The organism is Flavobacterium pallidum (genome assembly GCF_003097535.1).
GTDB lineage: Bacteria > Bacteroidota > Bacteroidia > Flavobacteriales > Flavobacteriaceae > Flavobacterium > Flavobacterium pallidum.
The window spans coordinates 2,404,356-2,425,163 of the sequence record NZ_CP029187.1; the positions used below are offsets into that span (position 1 = coordinate 2,404,356).

Sequence of the window (20,808 nt, forward strand, 5' to 3'; positions counted from 1 at the left end):
AAAACGATTATTCCCTCATCCAGCTTTGCATAAAAGGAAAGGGTTGTTTGTTTGCGGCTGCCGCTTTTTGCTCGGATAATGCCATTCCGTACCATTCGAGCAGCGGTAAGCCGATGTAGGCTTTATTTCGGAAATTGTCAATCAGCCATGCTGAATTGCCTTTATAACCATTCGGATGAAAAACAAATTCAAGTGGTAAATCAAGGTGTTTAGCTGCTGCAAAAGACCATAACATGGCCGCGATTTCATCACCCTGGGTAGGCCAGCCTTCCGGCATTGCAATGCTTCCGATCAATTTTCTGTCCGACGGCATCGTCACGGCAATATGCCCGGCTTCATGCAATATATCGCCGGGATACTTCATTTTTTCAAAATCAACATAAACAATATCCGGGCCGAGATCCAGTCCCCGCAGAAATGTTGAATCCGGTAGTGTTTTCGGGATCAGTTTAATTCCGATAGCTTCAAGAAAAACCTTGATTTTGATGATTTCAGCGGTGTCTTGTACAGATGTCATGGCATTGTTATGGGTTATAAATATAGCAAACAGCACCTTTTCTGCCAAATATATTAACGCTTTGCCTTGGCGAAAAGTCATCAGACTTTGTAACTTTGGGATTCTATACCTTTAAAATGAAACAACTTTTTGTATTCCTGCTGCTTTCGGCCACCTGCTTTTCACAGCAAACCCGCTTTGTGGATTTTATTTCGGTCGACGGCAGCGTTACACCAGATGCGGATAGTAAAACCGTTTCCGGCGCAGCCATTTATAACTTCATTGTAATGAAGCGCATCGATACGATAAAGATTGATGCAGTCGACATGACTTTCAGCGATGTGATGATTAACGGAAAAAGAGTGAAATCCTTCAATTCCGGAAAACAGCTTCAATTGTTTGAAGGGTTTAAGAAAGGGAAAAATATAGTGTCCTTTTCATATAAAGCCAGCCCGAAACAGACGATTTATTTTGTTGGAAATGGTGAAAATTCCCAGATTTGGACGCAGGGCCAGGGTAAATATACCAGCTATTGGTTCCCCAGTTTTGACGATGTGAATGAAAAAGTGATTTTCAGGATGCGTATCATCACGGATAAAAAATGGGACGTCATTTCAAATGGCACCTTTAGTTATTCTGATCCTGTGAAAGGCAATCACTCCACATTCAACGGCAATGGAACTGATAAGATTTCTTATTTCACAATGGAGAAGCCCATGAGTTCCTATCTTTTAATGCTTGCCATTGGGAAATTCGGACATCAGGAAGAAAAATCCTCCAGCGGCATTCCGCTTCAGTATTATTATGCACCGGAAGATTCCGCAAAATATGAAAGCACTTATCGCTATTCCAAAAGGATTTTCGATTTTATGGAAAAGGAAATTGGCGTACCCTATCCGTGGAAAATTTACCGCCAGATCCCGGTGCATGATTTCATTTACGGTGGCATGGAAAATACAACCTCTACATTGTTCAACGAGGTTTATGTCGTAGATGAGATTGGTTTTAACGATAACAATTACATCAATGTCAACGGCCATGAACTCGCTCACCAGTGGTTCGGGGATATGGTGACCGCAAAATCTTCAAAGCACCATTGGCTGCAGGAGGGCTTTGCTACTTATTATGCGCTTTTGGCTGAAAAGGAAGTTTTCGGGGAAGACCATTTTAATTTCCAGTTGTATGACATCGCGGAGCAATTGCAGCAGGCTTCGAAAACCGATACGATCCCTATTTTAAATGAAAAAGCCAGTTCGCTGAGTTTTTACCAGAAAGGGGCATGGGCGCTGCATGTGCTCCGGGAAAATGTAGGGGCGGAAAAGTTTAGGAAAGCCGTAAAGAATTATCTTGAAAAATACCAGTTCAAAAATGTCGATACAGGGGAGTTTCTGGCAGAAATCAATAAGGTCTCAGATTATGATACTAACGATTTCAGGAAAAGATGGCTCGAAAGCAGTGTTTTCCCGATTCAGGAAGCATTGGCTATTTTAAAGAAAAGTAATTTTATCAGGGAATATTTCCGGGTGGCTGAAATGAAAGACATTCCCTTGGCACAAAAACAAACCGGATTCGAAAATTTACTGGCTTCAAATGCCTTTTACCCCATAAAACAGGAAATTGTTAACCAGTTACAGGAATTATCTTTTGAAGAAAAAAAGGACATGTTGCATAAAGCGATGCAAACCAATGACGTGTTTGTAAGGCAGGCTGTGGCAGGAAATTTTGACAAAGTTCCCGAAGGTTTCAAAACGGAATATGAGACTTTGCTCGATGATAAATCTTACTTTACACGCGAAATTGCCCTGAACAGGTTGTGGTCGCAATTTCCCGAAGACCGCAACAGGCTGTTGGATAAATCGGCAGACTGGGTGGGACTGATCGACAAAAATCTCAGGATTATGTGGCTTTCGATGGCATTGAAGACCAAAGATTATCGTCAGGATAAAAAACCGGCTTATTATGATGAATTGCTGCAATATGCTTCGCCGGATTTCCGCGTCAATACCAGGATCAATGCTTTGGACAAATTGATTTTCCTTGATAAAAGCGATAAGAACTATCTGCCATTCCTGGTCAACGGGCTGGTGAGCCATATCGCGCGCTTTTCTAAATTTTCCCGTGACAAAATCCGCACGCAGCTTAAAAACCAAAGCCACCGGGAGTATTACGAATCTTTGCTGGAATCTTTATCCGAAAAGGAAAAAATCCAGCTTGACAAACTTTTGAAAGAGAAATGAGAGCGCTTGTAATTTCAGGCGGCGGGAGCAAAGGTGCTTTTGCAGGCGGTGTGGCACAGTACCTTTTGGAGCAGGGGCACAAATATGATCTGCTGTTGGGCACTTCCACCGGAAGTTTGCTGATTCCGCACCTGGCATTGGGCGATGTGAAGAAGATCCATAGCATTTACACGAATGTGAATATGAAGAAGATCTTCAACATCAATCCTTTTGTAGTCAAAAAAAGGAAAGGCATTGAGATCGTAACCATCAACCATTTCAATGTTTTGCTGCAATTCCTGAGAAAGAAGCGCACTTTTGGCGAAAGCCAGAAACTACGGAAACAGATTCGTAAGAATTTCACGCTGAGCGAGTTTAACCAATTGAAGGCTTCCCATTGCAATATCGTCGTGACGGTGACCAACCTGACGAAGAATGATGTCGAATACAAAGCCATCAGGGATTTTGATTATGAGGATTTCTGTGACTGGATTTGGATTTCGTGCAATTATATCCCGTTTATGAGTATCGCCAGTAAAGGTGATTGCGAATATGGCGACGGCGGATTTTCAAGTCTGGTGCCCATCCGCGAGGCAATCAATCGCGGTGCTACGGTGGTTGATGTGGTGATTTTAGAAACCGAAACACAACTGACCCCACGTGTTATCGGAAAAAATCCCTTTTCGCTGATGGTCGACCTTTTCGCGACGCTCCTTGACCAGGTTGAAAAGCACGACATTACCATTGGCAAGCTTTCAGCAAACCACCATGATGTGAAATTAAATTTATTTTACACTCCGACGCAACTTACCGACAATGCACTCATCTTTAACAAACAAAAGATGAAACAGTGGTGGCAGGAAGGCTACGAGTATGCCAAGAATAAAAGCGCACTCATGAGCGACAACAAACTTCCTTAAAAAGAATCCTATTGTAAGTAGGGTTTTTGAGCCTTCAACTGTTATATCAGTTCCCAGCATAAACCATGGGAAAAATTGCTATAAAAAAGAGCCTCCGTTTTGCGGGGGCTTTTTGATTATTGAACTTTCAGATTTTTAGATTTTTAGACCCACTTCGCTTTAGACTGCTTAAACTTTCGTACGGCTTAGGTGCAAATATTTGTATGTTCAAAGTCTAAGATGTCTAACAGTCTAAGAAGCCTAAGTTGTCATTATATCATAGAAGAAACTTCATCTTTAATGTAAGCAAGCGCTGCGTTTCCAGGTGTCTGTTTTTCAAGCAGGTCGTTCAGGATGAATTGGCGCAGGCTGTCCGCATCAGTCACTTCAGTCGAAATAGCGGCTTTACGGATCATTTGCATCGTTGAATTTTTAGCTGTTATGATCAGCGCCCAGCATTGGTCTGTCATATAGATCTGCTGCGTAAGGTTATGCTCGAATTCCTGGTCGATGTGAGCGATGAGCAGATTGGCATAATCATTTTTGTCGCTCGAAATCGGTGAAATCCTGATTAATATTTTTGTAAGGTTGATGCGTTCCAAAAATAAAGCCATCCGTTCATAAGCTTGTAACTTCAGCGGTAACGATTGTTTCTGATTGCTTCTCCTGAGCAGGAATTGTCTTTTTTTCTCCTCATTGTCAGTATATTTCTGGAAAAAAGAATACGCTACAGCGCCTGTGATCAATGCCGGAAGTGTGTAAAATAAAAGTTCGAGAATCTTATCTGTATCCATTTTTAGTGCATTTTTTTAGCCAAAGCAAATAAACGAATAAACATATAAAACCAATACATTAGATTTGATAAAATTTTCAGCAATGGATACCTGGATTCTTGTCTTGCTTTGCATCGCCGCTTTCGGAGCGGGATTTGTCGATGCCGTGGTGGGTGGCGGCGGATTGATCCAGACCCCGGCAGCGCTTGTGCTTTTACCGGGTTTGCCCATAGCGACAATTATGGGATCGTTAAAAATCCCATCATTCAGCGGGACATTATTTGCGGCGGCGCAATACCTCAGGCAGGTCAAGATGAACTGGAAACTGCTGGTGATCATGATGGTGCTCGCAGTGCCGTCCGCGTTTGCGGGCTCTATGCTGCTCACGGTAGTCCATAATGACTTCATGAAGCCGCTTTTGCTCGTAGTACTTTCAATAATGGTGGTGTATACTTATGCCAAAAAGAATTTCGGTCTGCACAGAGATAAATCGCATTCGGATGCGCAACAGATTATTTATGCTGTGCTTATTAGTGTCACGATTGGCTTTTACGACGGATTCATTGGCCCGGGAACGGGAAGCTTTTTTGTGCTGGCATTTATAGCACTGCTGGGTTTCGATTTCCTGCATGCTTCCGCGAATGCGAAGATGGTGAACCTGGCTACGAATTTCGGCTCGATCTGCCTGTTCATTTCTAAAGGAAAAGTCATCTGGGCGATTGCCATCCCGATGGCAATATGTAACGCTGCCGGCGGATTCATAGGCGCGAAAATGGCCATTGCGAAAGGAAACAAATTTATCAGGATTTTTTTCCTGATGGTCATCATTGGCACTTTGGCGCGGTTCGCTTATGACGTGATTACGGAAAGGTGACGGGTGCCGCGCCAGGGATCGCAGCAAGGTGCCTTGCACCGCGGAGAGCCCGGTCCCGTTATGGCGACGCAGGAAGCCATAACGGGAGGCGCCCTGAAAAAGTTTACAGTTGGCAGTGAGTGGGTAGTAGGCTGCGACTAAAATTCCTTCAGCATCACCTTATTTTCATACCGGTTCGTTTCCATCTGGAATGATGCTTCCCCGATTTTTTTGTAGCCGTGCTTTTCATAAAAGCGTATGGCACGCGCGTTGGATTCGAGTACCCAAAGCCACATGCTGCCTGCCCCTTTTTGTTTTGCGGTATTTTCAGCGAGTTCCAGCAGTTTTTCGCCTATGCCTTTTGCACAGAACCGCTCGAGGATGTACAATTTGTTGAGTTCGGGGCCGGTGAGATCCTGCCCATGGCATTTTTTGTCAAATTCGATTTCGACCACACCGACAAGGTTACCTTTATAAACGGCGACAAATAAACTGTCCGGATGTGCTGCGATGAGCTGCCCGAGCCGTTCTGGTGCAAATTGCTTTGAAATGAAATTGGCAAATTCATCTGAAACGCCCTCAATGCCATATGTGGCGATATACACCTGCTTGAAAAGGATTGATAGTTTGAGCACATCTTCAGGCTGTGCTTTCCGGTAAGTAAATTCCACTGATTATGATGATTGATTCGGTTTAAAAGTAAAAAATGCCGGACATTATCCCGGCATTTTTTTGTCAATTTATATTGTTTTCACTGCTCAAGCAATTCGTCGAGGTTGCCCAATGCCATAGTGAAGCCTTCCTGCATGCCCATTTTCAGGATCATTTCTAGATCTTCGAGCTTGTCATATGACAGCGTTACATCCACAAAAGTGTGTCCGTCAGCCTCGGTGAACGCAACATCCCAGAGCGTCCTCGGGAAATCGGTATTCGTATTCCAGTCCTCATCACAGAAGGCATCAAGTCCCGTGAATGATTTTTCGGTGTCGATGGCTTTATAATCGGCACGGCAGCGGTGTTCCTCGCCTTCAGGGCCGAGCATGGAATAAAACCAGGTACCTCCTTCGATAAAATCCATGCTTTTGGTCCTCGCCTTATAAGGTTTCGGTGCCCACCACTGGTCCAGGATTTCGCTGACGGTCCAAGCGGTCCAAACCTTACTGACCGGTGCGGCAAATTCCCTTTTCACATTGATTTTTTTGTTTTCCCTGTCGACGTTAAAGTCCATTTGCAAATTTTTCATGTTATTTAGATTTCATTGTTAATAATATTTTATCGAGTTCATTGAAGCGTTCGTCCCAAAGTTCGCGGAACTTCTGGAGCCATTCGTCTATTTCTTTCATTTTTAACGGATTGAGCTGGTAGTAAATTTCCCTGCCGGATTGTTGCTGAAGCAGTAATTCACATTCCGAGAGGATTTTGATGTGTTTCGAAACCGCCTGCCTGCTGCTGTTGAAATGCGCTGCAATGGCATTGGGCGTCATGGCCTGTGAAGCGATTAGGAGCAGAATGGCTCTTCTGGTCGGATCGGCGATGGCCTGGAATATGTCTCTTCGGGTGTCCATAAAATTATTACATGCAACTATTTGATTGCAAATATAAATGCAATTATTTGGTTGCACAAATTATTTTTAAAAAATTTAACTTTTATTCAAGTTATGAAGATTTCAGGAAATCGCCATCGATAATCAGCAGTTTAACGCCGTTTTCTGACATGGAGCGGTGCGAGCTCAAATCATCGGAAACGATATAGGACATGCCTTTTGCCAGCGTGAATTTTTCGCCATTTTTCAATTCGCTGATGAAACTGCCTTCGAGGCAATGTACGATATGGCCTTTTTGGCACCAATGATCGGCGAGGTAATTCGCGGAATATTCGACCATGCGCATCCGTATTTTGTCGAATTGCAAAGTTTGCCAGTAAGCGATTCCAGTAATGCCTTTGTGTTCCGTTTTTTCAACTGAAGGCCAGTCGATACTGTTGAAAAAGATATTATTCATGGAGAATGTACTTTATGATGTGACAATATGAAAAGCAAACGGGATTGCTAATTTCGCTATATTTACCATTATAAACCATTTCAAAATGAAAAAAAACATACTCATTTTAGCGGCCATCGCGCTTTTTTCCTGTAAAAATGACAAAGCCGACAACGCCATGCAAAGCGAAGTACAAACGTATCTCGACAGCTATAACAAGGAATACAAACGGCTGAATGTCCTGGTGAATGAAACTTCGTGGCAAATGCAGATCCATATTGTTGAAGGCGATTCGACCAATGCCATAGCGAACAACAAAGCACAGGAAGAATACGCGAAATTCACCGGAAGCACAGCCAACATCAACATGGCTAAAAAATTCCTGGAGCATCCTGACGGGCTTACCGAATTACAGCTGAAGCAACTCAAAAGCATCCTCTACAAAGCGGCAAACAACCCGGAAACGCTTAAGGATGTCGTTACCGCGCGCATCAAGGCCGAAACAAAGCAAACGGAAAACCTTTTCGGCTTCGATTTCAAGATTGACGGTAAATCGGTTTCCGCAAATGATATCGATGCGGCACTTTCTGATGAAACCAATCTGGCCAAACGCAGGAAAGCCTGGGAATCCAGCAAGGAAGTGGGGAAGGGGCTTAAAACTGGTTTGGCCAAACTCCGTGACCTGCGCAACAAAACCGTGCAGGGTCTTGGCTACAAGGATTTCTTTGATTACCAGGTTTCCGATTATGGGATGACTACCGAAGAAATGCTGGCGATGCTGAAGCAATTCAACAAAGATTTGTATCCGTTGTTCCGCGAACTGCATACCTATGCGCGTTATGAATATGCAAAAAAATATGGTGTAAAAGAAGTGCCGGACATGCTTCCTGCCGATTGGCTTCCAAACCGCTGGGGGCAGGATTGGAGCAGCCTGGTCGATGTGGAGGGTGTCAACCTGGATGCGGCTGTAAAACCCAAAGGTGCCGAATGGATTGTAAAGCAGGGCGAGCGTTTCTATGTGAGCATCGGCTTTCCGGAATTGCCGAAGACGTTTTGGGAAAAATCTGATCTGTATCCTGCGCCTGCCGGAGCGAATTATAAGAAGAACAACCACGCTTCTGCCTGGCACATGGATTTGGATAAAGATGTGCGTTCACTGATGAGCGTGGAACCGAACAGCGAATGGTATGAAACCTCACACCATGAATTAGGTCACATCTACTATTATATTTCTTACAGCACACCGGAAGTTCCATACTTATTACGCGAAGGTGCCAACCGGGCATACCATGAAGCGCTGGGAAGTTTAATGGGTATGGCAGCAATGCAGAAGCCGTTTATGGAAAACCTCGGCCTGATCCCTAAAGGAACGAAATCTGACGAAATGCAGACGTTATTAAAAGAAGCGTTGAATTATGTTGTGTTCATTCCATTTAGCACCGGTACGATGAGCATGTTCGAGCATGATCTGTATGCGAATAACCTGCCAGTAGACCAATTCAACAAACGCTGGTGGGAACTCGCTGCACAATACCAGGGCATCGTCCCGCCGACGGTACGCGGGGAAGAATTTTGCGATGCAGCAACCAAAACGCATATTAATGATGATGCGGCGCAGTATTATGATTATGCGCTCTCCTACATTTTGCTGTTCCAGATCCACGACCATATATCCAGGAACATTTTGCACCAGGATCCCCATGCGACAAATTATTACGGCAATAAGGAAGTGGGGAAGTTTATACAAGGTATCATGAAATCAGGTGCGACCGGAGACTGGCGTAAATTACTCCGTGAGAAAACCGGCAGCGACCTCAGTGCCAAAGCGATGCTGGAGTATTTCAACCCGCTGATGGATTATCTGAAAGAACAGAATAAAGGCAGGAAATATACGATGCCGGCGTTGAAATAATCAATGGTATTAAATCAAAAAGCTTCCCGTCAAAGGAAGCTTTTTTTGTTTTACACCTTTATCAGCCTTTGAACGGCATGGTGTGTCCCGTTTTCAATCTTCATTAGATACGTGCCGCCGGAAAGCCCTGAAACGTCAATGAATGCCCCAATGGTCAGATTTTCATATGTTTTGACAATCATTCCTGTTACAGTGTAAATTTTCAGTTTCAACGGGCCGGAAATATTTTTTCCCTGAACCTGTATGATATCAGAAGCCGGATTTGGAGCCAGTATAAATTTTTCTATAGTATTTTCCGCAATTCCCATTTGTATCCCGACATCGCAATTGTCACCCGTATGCACGGCAACATTTCCGAATGCGTTGTAAAAATTACCTGGAATTATCGCTTCCTGCTCCCCATTATCGACACAAATATTTTGCAATGAAGGAAGATTTCCGAAAATGAGGCTGTAGAATAGCAGGTCCGCATCGTTATAAGAATAAATGCCATTATTGATATTAATCGATGCCAGGTTAGGGCTGTCCTTACAACTCAATTGCGATATAGCTGTCTGGCTGCAATCGATACTAGTTACTAAGGTGTTGTTCATCAGCAGTGATGACAGGTTATGCAAGGCGGATAAATCTATTGCAGTCAATGGATTGTCGCTCAATTCCATGTAAGTTATTTCAGTCGGAACAGATAAATCCAGATTGGAAATCATATTATGTGAAAGGAGCAGGTCGTCCAACTGTTCCACTCCATCGAGGTCAAGGCCTGTAAGTTGGTTATATCCGGCGGAAATAGCGGACAGGTTCCCCAGACCAGCGACATTTAATTGCGATATTTGATTGTTATCGGCCGATAAGGTTTGAAGTTCGCTGAGCATCGTAAGGTCCATTGTAACAAATTCATTACCTGAAAGCCACAAAGTGCGCACCGATGGTATCGAATCAAATGACAATGTGCTTAGGTGGTTATCCTGGGAATTCAATTCTTCCAGGCCCGTGAGGCCGTCTAAATTTAAAGCAGTCAGTTGGTTGCTGTTGCACCATATTTCCTTTAATTGTGATAAACCTGAGATGTTCAGGCTGGAAAGCTGGTTGTGTCCGCAATTGAGGTAAGTCAGAGACGGAATCATTGAAACATCCAGGGAAGTAAGGCTGTTACCGTCACAATGCAACCGCTTCAGGTTGGTAAAGTTAGCAATGCCTTCTAATGAAACAAGGTTGCCTGTGTCATCTATAAGCGACGTGCTTAATGCCAATCCGGTCACGGCGGCGGCTTCAGCCATTTGGATTTCGCCATCATCATTCGCATCCACATCAGTATTGTAATCATCTCCGTTGGCATTGGTTGCAGCCACAGCGTGTTGCACTAACCAGGCTTTAAAATCAGGATCCGGAATGTTGATGATTTGGGCAGTTCCCGTAAAATAAATGAACAGGAACAATAGATAAGTGTAGTGTTGCTTCATAAAATAGTGTTTATCGTATAAAGATATGAAAAGTCATGTTCAAACGAAAAACCAATTCAAATATTGGCTATTGAATTGAAATAGAATATGTTACCTGAATGGAAAACCGTATGGTACTTAAATCAAAAAGCTTCCGTTAAAGGAAGCTTTCTTTATTGTTTCAAACCGGATTATTATAACTGGCCTTTGTGCCTTTCATCATAATCCACCATCCATTCGATCCCGTATTTATCCCGGAACATCCCGAAGTATGAGCCCCATGGACTGTCCATGATCGGCATTTCCACTTCGCCGCCTTCAGAAAGGGCATGGAATAATTGGTCGGCTTCTTCTTTGCTTTCCGCACCGATGGAGATTTTGCTGCGGTTTTCCCTCTCGTTTGTTTTGCCCATAAACGACGGGACATCATTTCCCATCAGCACATTATTTCCGATTTGTAAAGCGATATGCATGATTTTATTTTCTTCGGTGGCAGGTATTGGAAAATCAGGATTCGGGAAATCCTTGAAGCGTACGACATTTGCAAATTCACCGCCAAAAGCGGCTTTGTAAAAAGTAAATGCTTCTTCTGCATTCCCGTTAAAGTTGATGTGTGGATTGATAAGCGCCATAATTTGTTTAGTTTTTTGGGTTTTACCCTGTGGTTTATAATAAATTATCTGTTTTCCAAAAGTAGCAGTAAATGCAGAAACCCATAAGGTACAAAAACGTAAAAGAAAGGGGGATTTGCGACAGCCAACAGTTTCAGGGCTGCTGGGTCGGCGAATCGATGAGCAACCCAGTAACTCAGTGACGCAGCAGCTTACAACAACTAAAACTTTTCATTATCTTTGCCTTCTACACGAAAAGAACATGCAGCACCATATCAGCCAGTTAAACGAAGCCCAGCAACAACCTGTATTACATAAAGACGGCCCGATGATCATCATCGCAGGAGCCGGTTCTGGAAAAACCCGCGTACTTACTATACGGATTGCCTACCTGATGAGCCTGGGTGTCGATGCCTTCAACATCCTTGCACTCACCTTTACCAATAAGGCTGCGCGCGAAATGAAGAAAAGGATTTCCGATATCGTCGGTTCGACTGAAGCGAAAAACCTTTGGATGGGAACCTTTCACTCCGTTTTCGCAAGGATATTACGCGCCGAAGCTGACAAACTAGGCTATCCTTCGAACTTTACGATTTATGATACGCAGGATTCCGTAAGGTTGATTTCCGCAATCATTAAGGAAATGCAGTTGGACAAAGATATTTATAAGCCAAAGCAGGTTTTCGGCCGCATTTCATCTTACAAAAACAGCCTGATTACGGTAAAAGCCTATTTCAATGACCCCGAATTGCAGGAAGCCGACGCTATGTCTAAGAAGCCGCGCATCGGGGAAATTTACCAGAATTATGTAGACCGGTGTTTTAAAGCGGGCGCGATGGATTTTGACGATTTACTGCTCAAAACAAACGAACTCCTGAACCGTTTCCCGGATGTATTGCTGAAATACCAAAACCGTTTTAAATACATCCTGGTCGATGAGTACCAGGATACGAATCACTCGCAATACCTGATTGTACGGGCGTTGTCCGACCGTTTCCAGAATATTTGTGTCGTGGGCGACGACGCGCAGAGTATTTATGCGTTTCGTGGCGCGAACATCAATAACATCCTGAATTTCCAAAAGGATTATGAAGGCGTAAAAACATACCGACTCGAACAAAATTACCGTTCGTCAAAAAATATCGTTGAAGCGGCCAACTCGATTATCGATAAGAATAAGGTCAAACTTGACAAAATCGTATGGACCGCAAATGATGACGGTCCGCCGATAAAAGTACACCGCAGCATGACCGACGGCGAAGAAGGCCGTTTCGTGGCAAGCACCATCTTCGAAAACAAGATGCAGAAGCAATTGATGAACAACAGTTTTGCGATTCTTTACCGCACCAATGCCCAATCGCGTGCTATGGAAGATGCACTGCGCAAACGCGATATTCCTTACAGGATTTACGGTGGGTTATCGTTTTATCAACGAAAAGAGATTAAGGATGTCTTGTGCTACCTGCGTTTGGTATTGAATCCGAAAGACGAGGAAGCCCTGGTACGCGTGATCAATTATCCCGCGCGCGCCATCGGCAATACGACAATCGAAAAGCTGACCATCGCTGCCAACCATTACAAGCGGTCTATGTTTGAGGTGATGCAGAATATTGAGAAGATCGACCTGAAACTGAATGCCGGCACAAAAAACAAGATCACCGATTTCGTAACGATGATCCGGAGTTTTCAGGTTTTAAATGAAACGCATGATGCTTTTTTTATGGCCGATCACGTGACCAAGAAAACCGGCCTTGTGCAGGAACTGAAAAAGGATGCAACACCGGAAGGCATTGCGCGTATTGAAAACATCGAGGAATTGCTCAACGGTATGAAGGATTTCATCGAAGGGCAAAAGGAAATCGATGGCGCACGCGGTTCATTAGCCGAGTTTATGGAAGATGTCGCCCTGGCCACAGACCTCGACAACGATCCCGGTGATGACGACCGCGTAGCGCTGATGACCATTCACCTTGCGAAAGGCCTCGAATTTCCGTACGTGTTTATAGTCGGGATGGAAGAAGATTTATTCCCAAGCGCGATGAGCATGAGCACCCGCAGCGAACTTGAAGAGGAGCGCCGCCTGTTTTACGTAGCCTTAACCCGCGCTGAACATCAGGCTTATCTTACTTATGCGCAATCACGTTACCGCTGGGGTAAACTCAGCGACAGCGAACCATCGCGTTTTATCGACGAGATTGACGGCCAGTATCTCGAATACCTTACTCCCGAAGAAAGTAACTATCGCTACCGCCCGATGATTGACATTGATATTTTCGGCGATGTTGATAAATCAAAACTGAGGCAGGCCAAACCAATATCATCTGCACCGCCAAAATACATCACCGATAACCAACCTAAACCTGAAAGCCCGATACGCCGCCTCAAACCGCTCAGCAGCCCGAAATCTCCGAGCGCTGCTGAAATGGATTTGTCAGTAGGGAATATTGTGATGCACGAACGCTTCGGGAAAGGGGAGGTTGTAAGTCTTGAGGGTGCAGGCGCAGACAAAAAAGCGGAAATCCGTTTTGATGTAGGTGGGATCAAGAAACTGTTGCTGCGTTTTGCGAAATTGGACATCATAGGTTAAACGTTTAAGTTCGAATTGGATTTCAGCAGAAATATCCTTAAATTAACGTTTCAATTAATATAAGCAACAGGACTGCCAACTGCTACTGCCTACTGAAACACTGAATCATGAGCCAACTTATCAAAATTTACGAAGACAAACCCAACGAAGCGGCCATAGCCAAAGTCGTTAAAATACTGCAGGAAGGCGGCCTGGTCATTTATCCGACGGATACCGTTTATGGATTGGGTTGTGACATCACCAATTCCAAAGCCCTGGAACGTATAGCGAAAATTAAAGGTATTAAGCTCGATAAGGCAAATTTTTCTTTCGTTTGTTACGATCTAAGCAACCTGTCGGATTATGTGAAACAGATTGATACCGCTACGTTTAAATTGCTCAAACGCGCGTTGCCGGGGCCTTATACTTTTATTTTACCGGGAAATAATAACCTTCCTAAGGAATTCAAGAAAAAAACCACGGTAGGAATCCGTGTGCCCGACAATAATATCGCACGTTGCCTGGTCGAGAAATTAGGGAATCCGATTGTGTCTACTTCCATTCATGACGATGATGAAGTATTGGAATATTCGACCGATCCGGAACTGATTTACGAGAAATGGCAAAACCTTGTGGATGCTGTAATTGATGGAGGTTACGGAGACAATCTTGCCTCGACGATCATCGACCTCTCAGGATACGAACCCGTGGTGGTCCGTGAAGGAAAAGGAAGTCTTGAGATTCTGTAATTGTGATGAATCATCAGATTTTTAGAAAGTCAGGACAAATCTGAAGATCAGATAATCTGATAATCTTTCCTTACGCCCCTTTCCTGTCATTATAAACTTCCCTCGAAATTTCCCCAATCAATGATGAGAGTGCTTTGGTGTCGTTGCCTTTGGTCATTACCGTGAGCAGGTACGTTTTTCCATCGACGTATACAATTGCTGATTCGTGAAGCTGGATCTGATCGACATTTCCCGCCTCTCCGAATTTGTGAATCAGCCTGACACCTTCAGGAAGCCCCTGCGCAATGCCATCTTTGAATTCACATTCGCTGAGCAGTTCTGCCGCATACTCGGAATCCTTTGGTGAAAGATAATTCGCATTGTAAATCGACCTCATGAAAAGAGAATATTGCGATGCCTTAAAGTAATAATGCTGCGCGTACATGTTCGGGACTTCCAACCCGATATCAGCAAACATTTTCTGCAGGATTTCCGGTTTCATATACGTCTCCAAAAGCGCCGTGGCATTGTTATCCGAATAGCGGATCATATATTCCAGCAGTTCCTTGATCGTGTAGTTATGCCCAAGCTGAATGGATTTGGCCGAATACATCACATGCTTATTGATGTCAAATACTTTAGTGTACGCTACAAGCTTGTTCAGGAATCCGGGATTTTCCTCGGACATCTTCAGGATGGCCATCATCACAGGCACCTTGAATAGCGATCCGGGTTCGTAAGCTTCATTTTCGTTAATGTCAATCCATTCCCTGTTCGATCTTAGGTATACTGATGCGTTAATAACGCCGTTGTTCTTTTTATACTGCTCAATAATTCCGGTCAGCTTATTCTTTATCGGCTGCAGGCTTTCAGATTCACATTCCCCGTCTACGAACATAATGGGTTTGATGAATTTATACCCTTCAAGCCTTTTGATATTGTAATTGCAGGCATAAGCGGCCGGTTCAGCCTCCTTGATCTTATTGTTCTTACTGTCGATATAGCTGCTGACTAAAAAGGTCAGTCCGGCTACTATCACCGACATACCCAGTATGTGCCACACTGAATATTTTTTTGCGGAAGGATTTGTCATTTCGTAGTTTGTTCGTTTCTTGGTTGGCAAAAATAACCAACATTTGATACGGCCCCCGGATTAAAATGTGAAATAAAACTTACAGTTTTGTTAAATTTTTAACACGCCGCATGCTGGTTATAACTTTTCATAACAAATGAAAACTGAAATACCCTACCTTCAATTTTAAATATTTTCAAAAAAAAATCCCAACCATAGCGGTCAGGATTTTTAATTTTTTTATCTGGTTGAAAATCAGCCTATTTCTGTGCTTTCATTTCTTTTTCAATCATTTCATAAAACTGGTCGATTTTAGGAAGTACGATAATTCTGGTCCTCCTGTTGGTCGCGCGATTTTCAGCATTGCTGTTATCAACCAATGGAATGAACTCGCTTCTTCCGGCAGCAATCAATTGGGCAGGATTTACTTTAAGGTCTTTTGTCAACACCCTGACGATCGAAGTGGCACGTTTCACACTCAAATCCCAGTTGTCAAGTAAAGTACCATTGCTGATGAACGGCACATTATCTGTATGGCCTTCAACCATGCACTCGAAATCAGGTTTGCTGTTGATGACTTTAGCCACTTTTGCAAGGATTTCCTTTGCCCTGTCGCTAACAACATAACTTCCGCTCTTGAAGAGTAATTTGTCGGCAATTGAAATGAATACTACTCCTTTTTCGACGTTAACCTCGATATCCGGATCTGAAATCCCGACTTCCCTTTTCAGGCTCGTTACCAAGGCCAGTGTTACGCTGTCTTTTTTGGTAAGCGCATCCTGCATACGGGTAATCTTAAGATCTTTTTCTTTGATGGTTTCCAATGCTTTTTCGATATTCTGTGCTCCCTGGGTGGTCAATGTAGTCATATTGCCCATATTGCTGATCAGGTCGGAATTGTTCTTTTTCAGGAATTCCATCTGCTGTGCCAATGCTTCTTTCTCGGTAAGGCACAGGTTCAGCTTCACTGTAGTGGAATTCAATAAATCCTGGATCTCTTTGTTTTTGGCTTCCAAAGCCGCAATTTTCTTCTTCGTTCCGCATGATGTAACGGTAAGCATACCCATTACCGAAAGCGCTAAAATGATTTTCCTCATGATGGTGTGTTTTAGTTTTTCTGGATACAAAATTAAGTCTTTTATTACACAAATGTTAAAATCAGAAACCTAAACTATTGTTAAAACAAGTCATTATACGTTCTTTTTCCTTGTAAATAATAGGATTTTATGACACTTTCAATTTTGTAATAATCACCCGATTGAGATACATCACGCTTGCGTAAAGCCTCATTAAACCGTCCGTAAAAAGAGAAATGCGCTTTTAATATGGCAAAAAAATGACTGAATTTTCCTTTAGATAAAAACTGGATTCCTGCAAGCCCGTCGAGTATAAGCCTTAGGAAAAGAATGATATACAGTTTTTTTTTAGGTAGATTTTTGGTCAGCATCAATAAGGAATTCCGGAAATTAAGGAATGTTTTCCTTGGGCTGCCCTGTTGTAACGTTGCACCGCCAACGTGGAATACTGTAGATTTCGGAACATATTCAATGGCATATCCCTTATTGAAAATACGCCAGCACAAATCGATTTCTTCCTGGTGCGCAAAGAAAGTATCGTCAAAACCGCCTAAAGTCCTGTAAACATCTTTTCGTATAAAAAAACAGGCACCGGATGCCCAGAAAATTTTCATCGGATCATTGTATTGCCCTTCGTCTTTTTCCACCGTGTCGAAAACCCTTCCCCGGCAAAACGGATACCCATATTGATCAATAAATCCACCGGCGGCACCGGCATATTCAAAATAGGTTTTATTTTTATAATCCAGTATTTTAGGCTGGATTGCTGCGGTATTATTTTCCGTTTCAAAAGTTGCCATCACAGGCTGCAGCCAGTTTTCGGTCACTTCAATATCTGAATTCACCAAAGCATAAATGTCTTCTTCAACAAACTGCAAAGCGTCGTTATATCCTTTTGCAAAGCCGAAATTGCCCTTGTTTCGGATAATTTTTATGGAAGGATAAGCTGTTTTTACAAATTCCACTGAAGTATCTGCCGAAGCATTGTCGGCAACATAAATCACTGCTTCCGGAGAATATCTTACCACTGACGGCAGGAATTTTTCCAGCAATGATTTGCCATTCCAGTTTAATATGACGACGGCAATTTTCATATGATGTGGGTTTTTGCACCAAAATCCGGTAAATCCTTCAGGAATACGTAGCGTCCATTTTCAAAATCCATGCGGCAAAAATAATGATTATGTCCATTAGTCACCATCAGGTAATCTGCTTTCATGACCATATTATAGCGTGCAATCTGGTCGAAAGTATTTTGGGTAATCCGCACTTCGGGCGCTTTGCATTCCACCAGTATATTGATGTGGCCGTTGTTGTGGAAAACCACAGCATCGTAGCGTTTGGTTAAATCGTTTACCTTCAGCAGTTTTTCAACATTGATCAGCGAATGAGGATATTTTTTCTGTTGTAAAAAAAATTGCACCACATGCTGCCGCACCCATTCTTCCGGTGTAAGGATTACGAATTTTTTACGTATCGGGTCAAAGATCGAGATTTTATTTTCGCTATTTTTGAACCTGAAATCGTATGTCGGGAAATTGAGCTGCTGCATGCGCAAATATAATTAAGAATTAAGAATTATGAATTTCGAATTGCAAGACGGAATCATAATTTGAAATTCATAATTCATAATTAATTTATGGATGAAGTCGTAAAAATCGTTAACGATATCAAAGCCGGAAGCATTAAACCCATTTATTTCCTGATGGGCGAGGAGCCGTATTATATCGACAAACTGTCTGATTATATTGAAGAAAATGTATTGTCGGAAGAGGAAAAAGGCTTCAACCAGTCGGTGTTGTATGGCCGCGACGTGAGTATGGAAGACATTATCGGTTCGGCCAAAAGATATCCGATGATGGCCGAAAGGCAGGTGGTCATCGTCAAGGAAGCACAGGAACTTGCGAAAACCATCGATAAGCTCGAAGGTTACGCCGACAATCCGATGCCGTCCACGGTTTTGGTTTTCTGTTATAAATACAAGACACTCGACAAACGCAAGAAAGTTACCAAGCTCCTGGAAAAAAACGGACTCGTTTACGAAAGTAAAAAGCTATATGAAAACCAGGTAGGGCAGTGGATCACGCGTGTGTTGCAGGGCAAGGGCTATACAATGGAGCCAAAAGCGAATGCGATGCTGGTGGAATTCCTCGGCACTGATTTAAGTAAAATCAGCAACGAGCTCGACAAACTCCAGATTATTTTACCCAAAGGCACCGTAATCAATGCGAAACATATTGAGGAAAATATCGGTTTCAGTAAAGATTATAATGTTTTTGAACTGCGTAAAGCCATCGGTGATAAAAACCAGGTGAAGGCTTACCAGATCGCGCACTATTTTGCTGAAAACCCTAAGGAAAATCCGATGGTCGTGACAACGAGCCTTGTTTTCAGTTTCTTTTTAAGCCTGTTGCAATACCATGGGCTGAAAGACAGGAATCCGAAAAATGTAGCTTCCGTTTTGAAGGTCAATCCTTATTTCCTTAAGGACTACGACATTGCACTGAGGAATTACCCGATGAAGAAAGTCAGCGCCATCGTTGCTGCCTTACGCGATATTGATGTAAAAAGTAAAGGTGTAGGTGCCAATTCGCTTTCCAATGCAGATTTATTGAAGGAAATGCTGGTGCATATTTTTAGTTAAGTCCGGAAGTCAGTAAAGACCTGGAGTCCGAAAGACTATTGACAGTTTACCTCGCAAGGAAACTTTCGGACTTCCGGACTTCTGGACTTTGCTGACTTTTATTTACATTTGCCCCCATAAACAACAACACAATGAGCAATACGATTACCCGGACGGATTTCAATTTCCCCGGACAGAAATCCGTTTACCACGGCAAGGTCCGTGATGTTTACAATATCAATGATGAGCTTTTAGTGATGGTCGCTACGGACAGGCTTTCCGCGTTTGATGTGGTGATGCCAAAAGGAATTCCGTTTAAAGGCCAGATCCTGAACCAGATTGCCACGCGTTTTATGGAATTGACTCAGGATATCGTCCCCAACTGGCTCGTCGCCACGCCGGACCCGAATGTCGCGGTAGGACATTTATGTGAACCGTTTAAGGTGGAAATGGTCATCCGCGGTTACCTTTCAGGCCATGCTGCGCGCGAATATGCTTTGGGTAAAAGGATGCTTTGCGGTGTCGTGCTTCCCGAAGGATTGAAGGAAAACGATAAATTCCCGCAACCTATTATTACACCCACCACAAAAGCGGATAACGGTGAACACGATATGGACATTTCAAGAGAAGAAATCCTGTCGAAAGGCATTGTTTCTGAGGAGGATTATCTGGTGCTGGAAAATTATACCCATGCTTTATTCCAAAGGGGAACGCATATTGCCGCTGGCCGCGGGTTAATTCTTGTCGATACAAAATACGAATTCGGGAAGACCAAAGACGGCAGGATTGTCCTGATCGATGAAATCCATACGCCGGATTCCTCACGTTATTTTTACGGAGAAGGCTATCAGGCGAGGCAGGACCATAACGAGGAGCAGAAACAGCTTTCGAAGGAATTTGTACGCCAATGGCTGATCGCGAATGGTTTCCAGGGCAAGGACGGACAGCAGATCCCGGATATGGATCAGGCATATATCGACAGTGTTTCGGAAAGGTATATTGAATTGTATGAAAATATCCTGGGTGAGCATTTTGTAAAGGCTGATATCGATGCAATTTCGGAAAGGATTGAGAAGAATGTGTTGGATTTTCTGAAGAAGTAGCATTTTGGATTCTCGGATTTTCAGATCATCAGAAAGTCTGAAAATCCGACAATCTGCTGATACCAAATCACAATTCCTTTCTCACCTTCGCGGGCAATTTCGCCTTCACCAACTCATATGACTGTTTCAGGTATTTTTCCCAATCCGATTTTGGCATAATAGTAATATCATCTGCCAAAACCCATTTGTAGCGTGCTACATACGGCGCCGGACGGAAACCCGACCGTGAAGACAATTCGTCAAACTCTTCATCGGTGACTTTAAATGAAGCTGAAGTTGGTTGTTGGTCCAGTCCTGTAACGCAGAACATTTTCCCAGCTATACAAAAGCAAAGGTCCTGTCCCCATTTGATATCTTCTGTGGCATGAGGCATTTTCATGCAGATTTCGCGGAGGTCTTCGATGTCCATATAGTTAGTAGGTTATGGGAAATAATAGTAGTTTAATCAGTTTATTATAGTT

Annotated in this window: 21 protein-coding genes; 8 read left to right on the top strand and 13 right to left on the bottom strand. The window is 43.2% G+C overall.

The features are described from left to right. Positions 1-7 precede the first annotated feature (7 nt). Positions 8-517 carry a hypothetical protein gene (locus HYN49_RS09865; RefSeq protein WP_108905026.1) on the bottom strand — a complete coding sequence of 170 codons (510 nt, stop codon included), beginning with the start codon at positions 515-517 and terminating at the stop codon, positions 8-10. A 116-nt stretch (positions 518-633) separates the two neighbouring features. On the opposite strand from HYN49_RS09865, the gene HYN49_RS09870 reads away from it, so the two are divergent. Next, a complete protein-coding gene (locus tag HYN49_RS09870) occupies positions 634-2,733 on the top strand; it encodes a M1 family metallopeptidase (RefSeq protein ID WP_108903958.1) in 2,100 nt (699 codons plus the stop codon). Further along, entirely contained in the window at positions 2,730-3,632 is a 903-nt protein-coding gene (locus tag HYN49_RS09875; protein WP_108903959.1) for a patatin-like phospholipase family protein, read from the top strand. Before HYN49_RS09870 ends, HYN49_RS09875 begins: the two co-directional genes overlap by 4 nt. A 251-nt stretch (positions 3,633-3,883) precedes the next feature. Here HYN49_RS09875 and HYN49_RS09880 read toward each other — a convergent pair whose 3' ends face one another. Beyond that, positions 3,884-4,405, bottom strand: a complete 522-nt coding sequence (locus tag HYN49_RS09880; protein WP_108903960.1) for a DUF7935 family protein — start codon at positions 4,403-4,405, stop codon at positions 3,884-3,886. 82 nt (positions 4,406-4,487) lie between these two features. Between HYN49_RS09880 and HYN49_RS09885 the strand changes: the two genes are divergently transcribed. Then, positions 4,488-5,258 (top strand): sulfite exporter TauE/SafE family protein, encoded by a 771-nt coding sequence (locus HYN49_RS09885; protein ID WP_108903961.1) that lies wholly within the window; start codon positions 4,488-4,490, stop codon positions 5,256-5,258. A 137-nt stretch (positions 5,259-5,395) separates the two neighbouring features. Here the strand turns inward: HYN49_RS09885 and HYN49_RS09890 are convergent, their stop codons facing one another. The 4 genes from HYN49_RS09890 to HYN49_RS09905 all read right to left on the bottom strand — a co-directional run bounded on the left by HYN49_RS09890 (position 5,396) and on the right by HYN49_RS09905 (position 7,238). After that, on the bottom strand, positions 5,396-5,908 hold the full coding sequence (locus HYN49_RS09890) for a GNAT family N-acetyltransferase (protein WP_108903962.1): 513 nt from the start codon (positions 5,906-5,908) through the stop codon (positions 5,396-5,398). An 80-nt stretch (positions 5,909-5,988) separates the two neighbouring features. Next, positions 5,989-6,480 carry an SRPBCC family protein gene (locus tag HYN49_RS09895; RefSeq protein ID WP_108903963.1) on the bottom strand — a complete coding sequence of 164 codons (492 nt, stop codon included), beginning with the start codon at positions 6,478-6,480 and terminating at the stop codon, positions 5,989-5,991. A gap of 1 nt (position 6,481) precedes the next feature. After that, entirely contained in the window at positions 6,482-6,802 is a 321-nt protein-coding gene (locus HYN49_RS09900) for an ArsR/SmtB family transcription factor (RefSeq protein ID WP_108903964.1), read from the bottom strand. A 91-nt stretch (positions 6,803-6,893) separates the two neighbouring features. Then, positions 6,894-7,238: a DHCW motif cupin fold protein gene (locus tag HYN49_RS09905; RefSeq protein WP_108903965.1), complete on the bottom strand. Its 345-nt coding sequence runs from the start codon at positions 7,236-7,238 to the stop codon at positions 6,894-6,896. Between the two features lie 85 nt (positions 7,239-7,323). On the opposite strand from HYN49_RS09905, the gene HYN49_RS09910 reads away from it, so the two are divergent. Further along, complete coding sequence (locus HYN49_RS09910) at positions 7,324-9,129, top strand: M2 family metallopeptidase (RefSeq protein WP_108903966.1); 1,806 nt, start codon at positions 7,324-7,326, stop codon at positions 9,127-9,129. 50 nt (positions 9,130-9,179) lie between these two features. On the opposite strand, the gene HYN49_RS09915 is transcribed toward HYN49_RS09910, so the two are convergent. Then, positions 9,180-10,589 carry a T9SS type A sorting domain-containing protein gene (locus HYN49_RS09915; protein ID WP_108903967.1) on the bottom strand — a complete coding sequence of 470 codons (1,410 nt, stop codon included), beginning with the start codon at positions 10,587-10,589 and terminating at the stop codon, positions 9,180-9,182. 173 nt (positions 10,590-10,762) lie between these two features. Continuing rightward, entirely contained in the window at positions 10,763-11,200 is a 438-nt protein-coding gene (locus HYN49_RS09920) for a VOC family protein (RefSeq protein ID WP_108903968.1), read from the bottom strand. A 241-nt stretch (positions 11,201-11,441) separates the two neighbouring features. On the opposite strand from HYN49_RS09920, the gene HYN49_RS09925 reads away from it, so the two are divergent. Both HYN49_RS09925 and HYN49_RS09930 read left to right on the top strand, forming a co-directional pair. Beyond that, complete coding sequence (locus HYN49_RS09925; RefSeq protein ID WP_108903969.1) at positions 11,442-13,766, top strand: ATP-dependent helicase; 2,325 nt, start codon at positions 11,442-11,444, stop codon at positions 13,764-13,766. A gap of 107 nt (positions 13,767-13,873) precedes the next feature. Beyond that, positions 13,874-14,494 carry an L-threonylcarbamoyladenylate synthase gene (locus HYN49_RS09930; RefSeq protein WP_108903970.1) on the top strand — a complete coding sequence of 207 codons (621 nt, stop codon included), beginning with the start codon at positions 13,874-13,876 and terminating at the stop codon, positions 14,492-14,494. Between the two features lie 70 nt (positions 14,495-14,564). Here HYN49_RS09930 and HYN49_RS09935 read toward each other — a convergent pair whose 3' ends face one another. From HYN49_RS09935 to HYN49_RS09950, 4 genes are all read right to left on the bottom strand, one after another. Next, positions 14,565-15,536 (bottom strand): serine hydrolase, encoded by a 972-nt coding sequence (locus HYN49_RS09935; protein WP_181368943.1) that lies wholly within the window; start codon positions 15,534-15,536, stop codon positions 14,565-14,567. Positions 15,537-15,805: 269 nt separating this feature from the next. Continuing rightward, a complete protein-coding gene (locus HYN49_RS09940) occupies positions 15,806-16,642 on the bottom strand; it encodes an OmpA/MotB family protein (RefSeq protein WP_108903972.1) in 837 nt (278 codons plus the stop codon). Positions 16,643-16,722: 80 nt separating this feature from the next. Next, the gene (locus HYN49_RS09945; RefSeq protein WP_108903973.1) at positions 16,723-17,715 is read right to left on the bottom strand and encodes a glycosyltransferase family 2 protein; all 993 of its coding nucleotides are present in this window, start codon (positions 17,713-17,715) and stop codon (positions 16,723-16,725) included. Further along, the gene (locus HYN49_RS09950) at positions 17,712-18,173 is read right to left on the bottom strand and encodes a type I restriction enzyme HsdR N-terminal domain-containing protein (RefSeq protein WP_108903974.1); all 462 of its coding nucleotides are present in this window, start codon (positions 18,171-18,173) and stop codon (positions 17,712-17,714) included. Before HYN49_RS09950 ends, HYN49_RS09945 begins: the two co-directional genes overlap by 4 nt. 87 nt (positions 18,174-18,260) lie before the next feature. Between HYN49_RS09950 and holA the strand changes: the two genes are divergently transcribed. Both holA and HYN49_RS09960 read left to right on the top strand, forming a co-directional pair. After that, positions 18,261-19,265 (top strand): DNA polymerase III subunit delta, encoded by a 1,005-nt coding sequence (gene holA / locus HYN49_RS09955; protein ID WP_108903975.1) that lies wholly within the window; start codon positions 18,261-18,263, stop codon positions 19,263-19,265. A 131-nt stretch (positions 19,266-19,396) separates the two neighbouring features. After that, complete coding sequence (locus HYN49_RS09960; protein WP_108903976.1) at positions 19,397-20,347, top strand: phosphoribosylaminoimidazolesuccinocarboxamide synthase; 951 nt, start codon at positions 19,397-19,399, stop codon at positions 20,345-20,347. Positions 20,348-20,414: 67 nt separating this feature from the next. Here the strand turns inward: HYN49_RS09960 and HYN49_RS09965 are convergent, their stop codons facing one another. Beyond that, the gene (locus HYN49_RS09965; RefSeq protein ID WP_108903977.1) at positions 20,415-20,756 is read right to left on the bottom strand and encodes an MmcQ/YjbR family DNA-binding protein; all 342 of its coding nucleotides are present in this window, start codon (positions 20,754-20,756) and stop codon (positions 20,415-20,417) included. Positions 20,757-20,808: the final 52 nt, after the last annotated feature.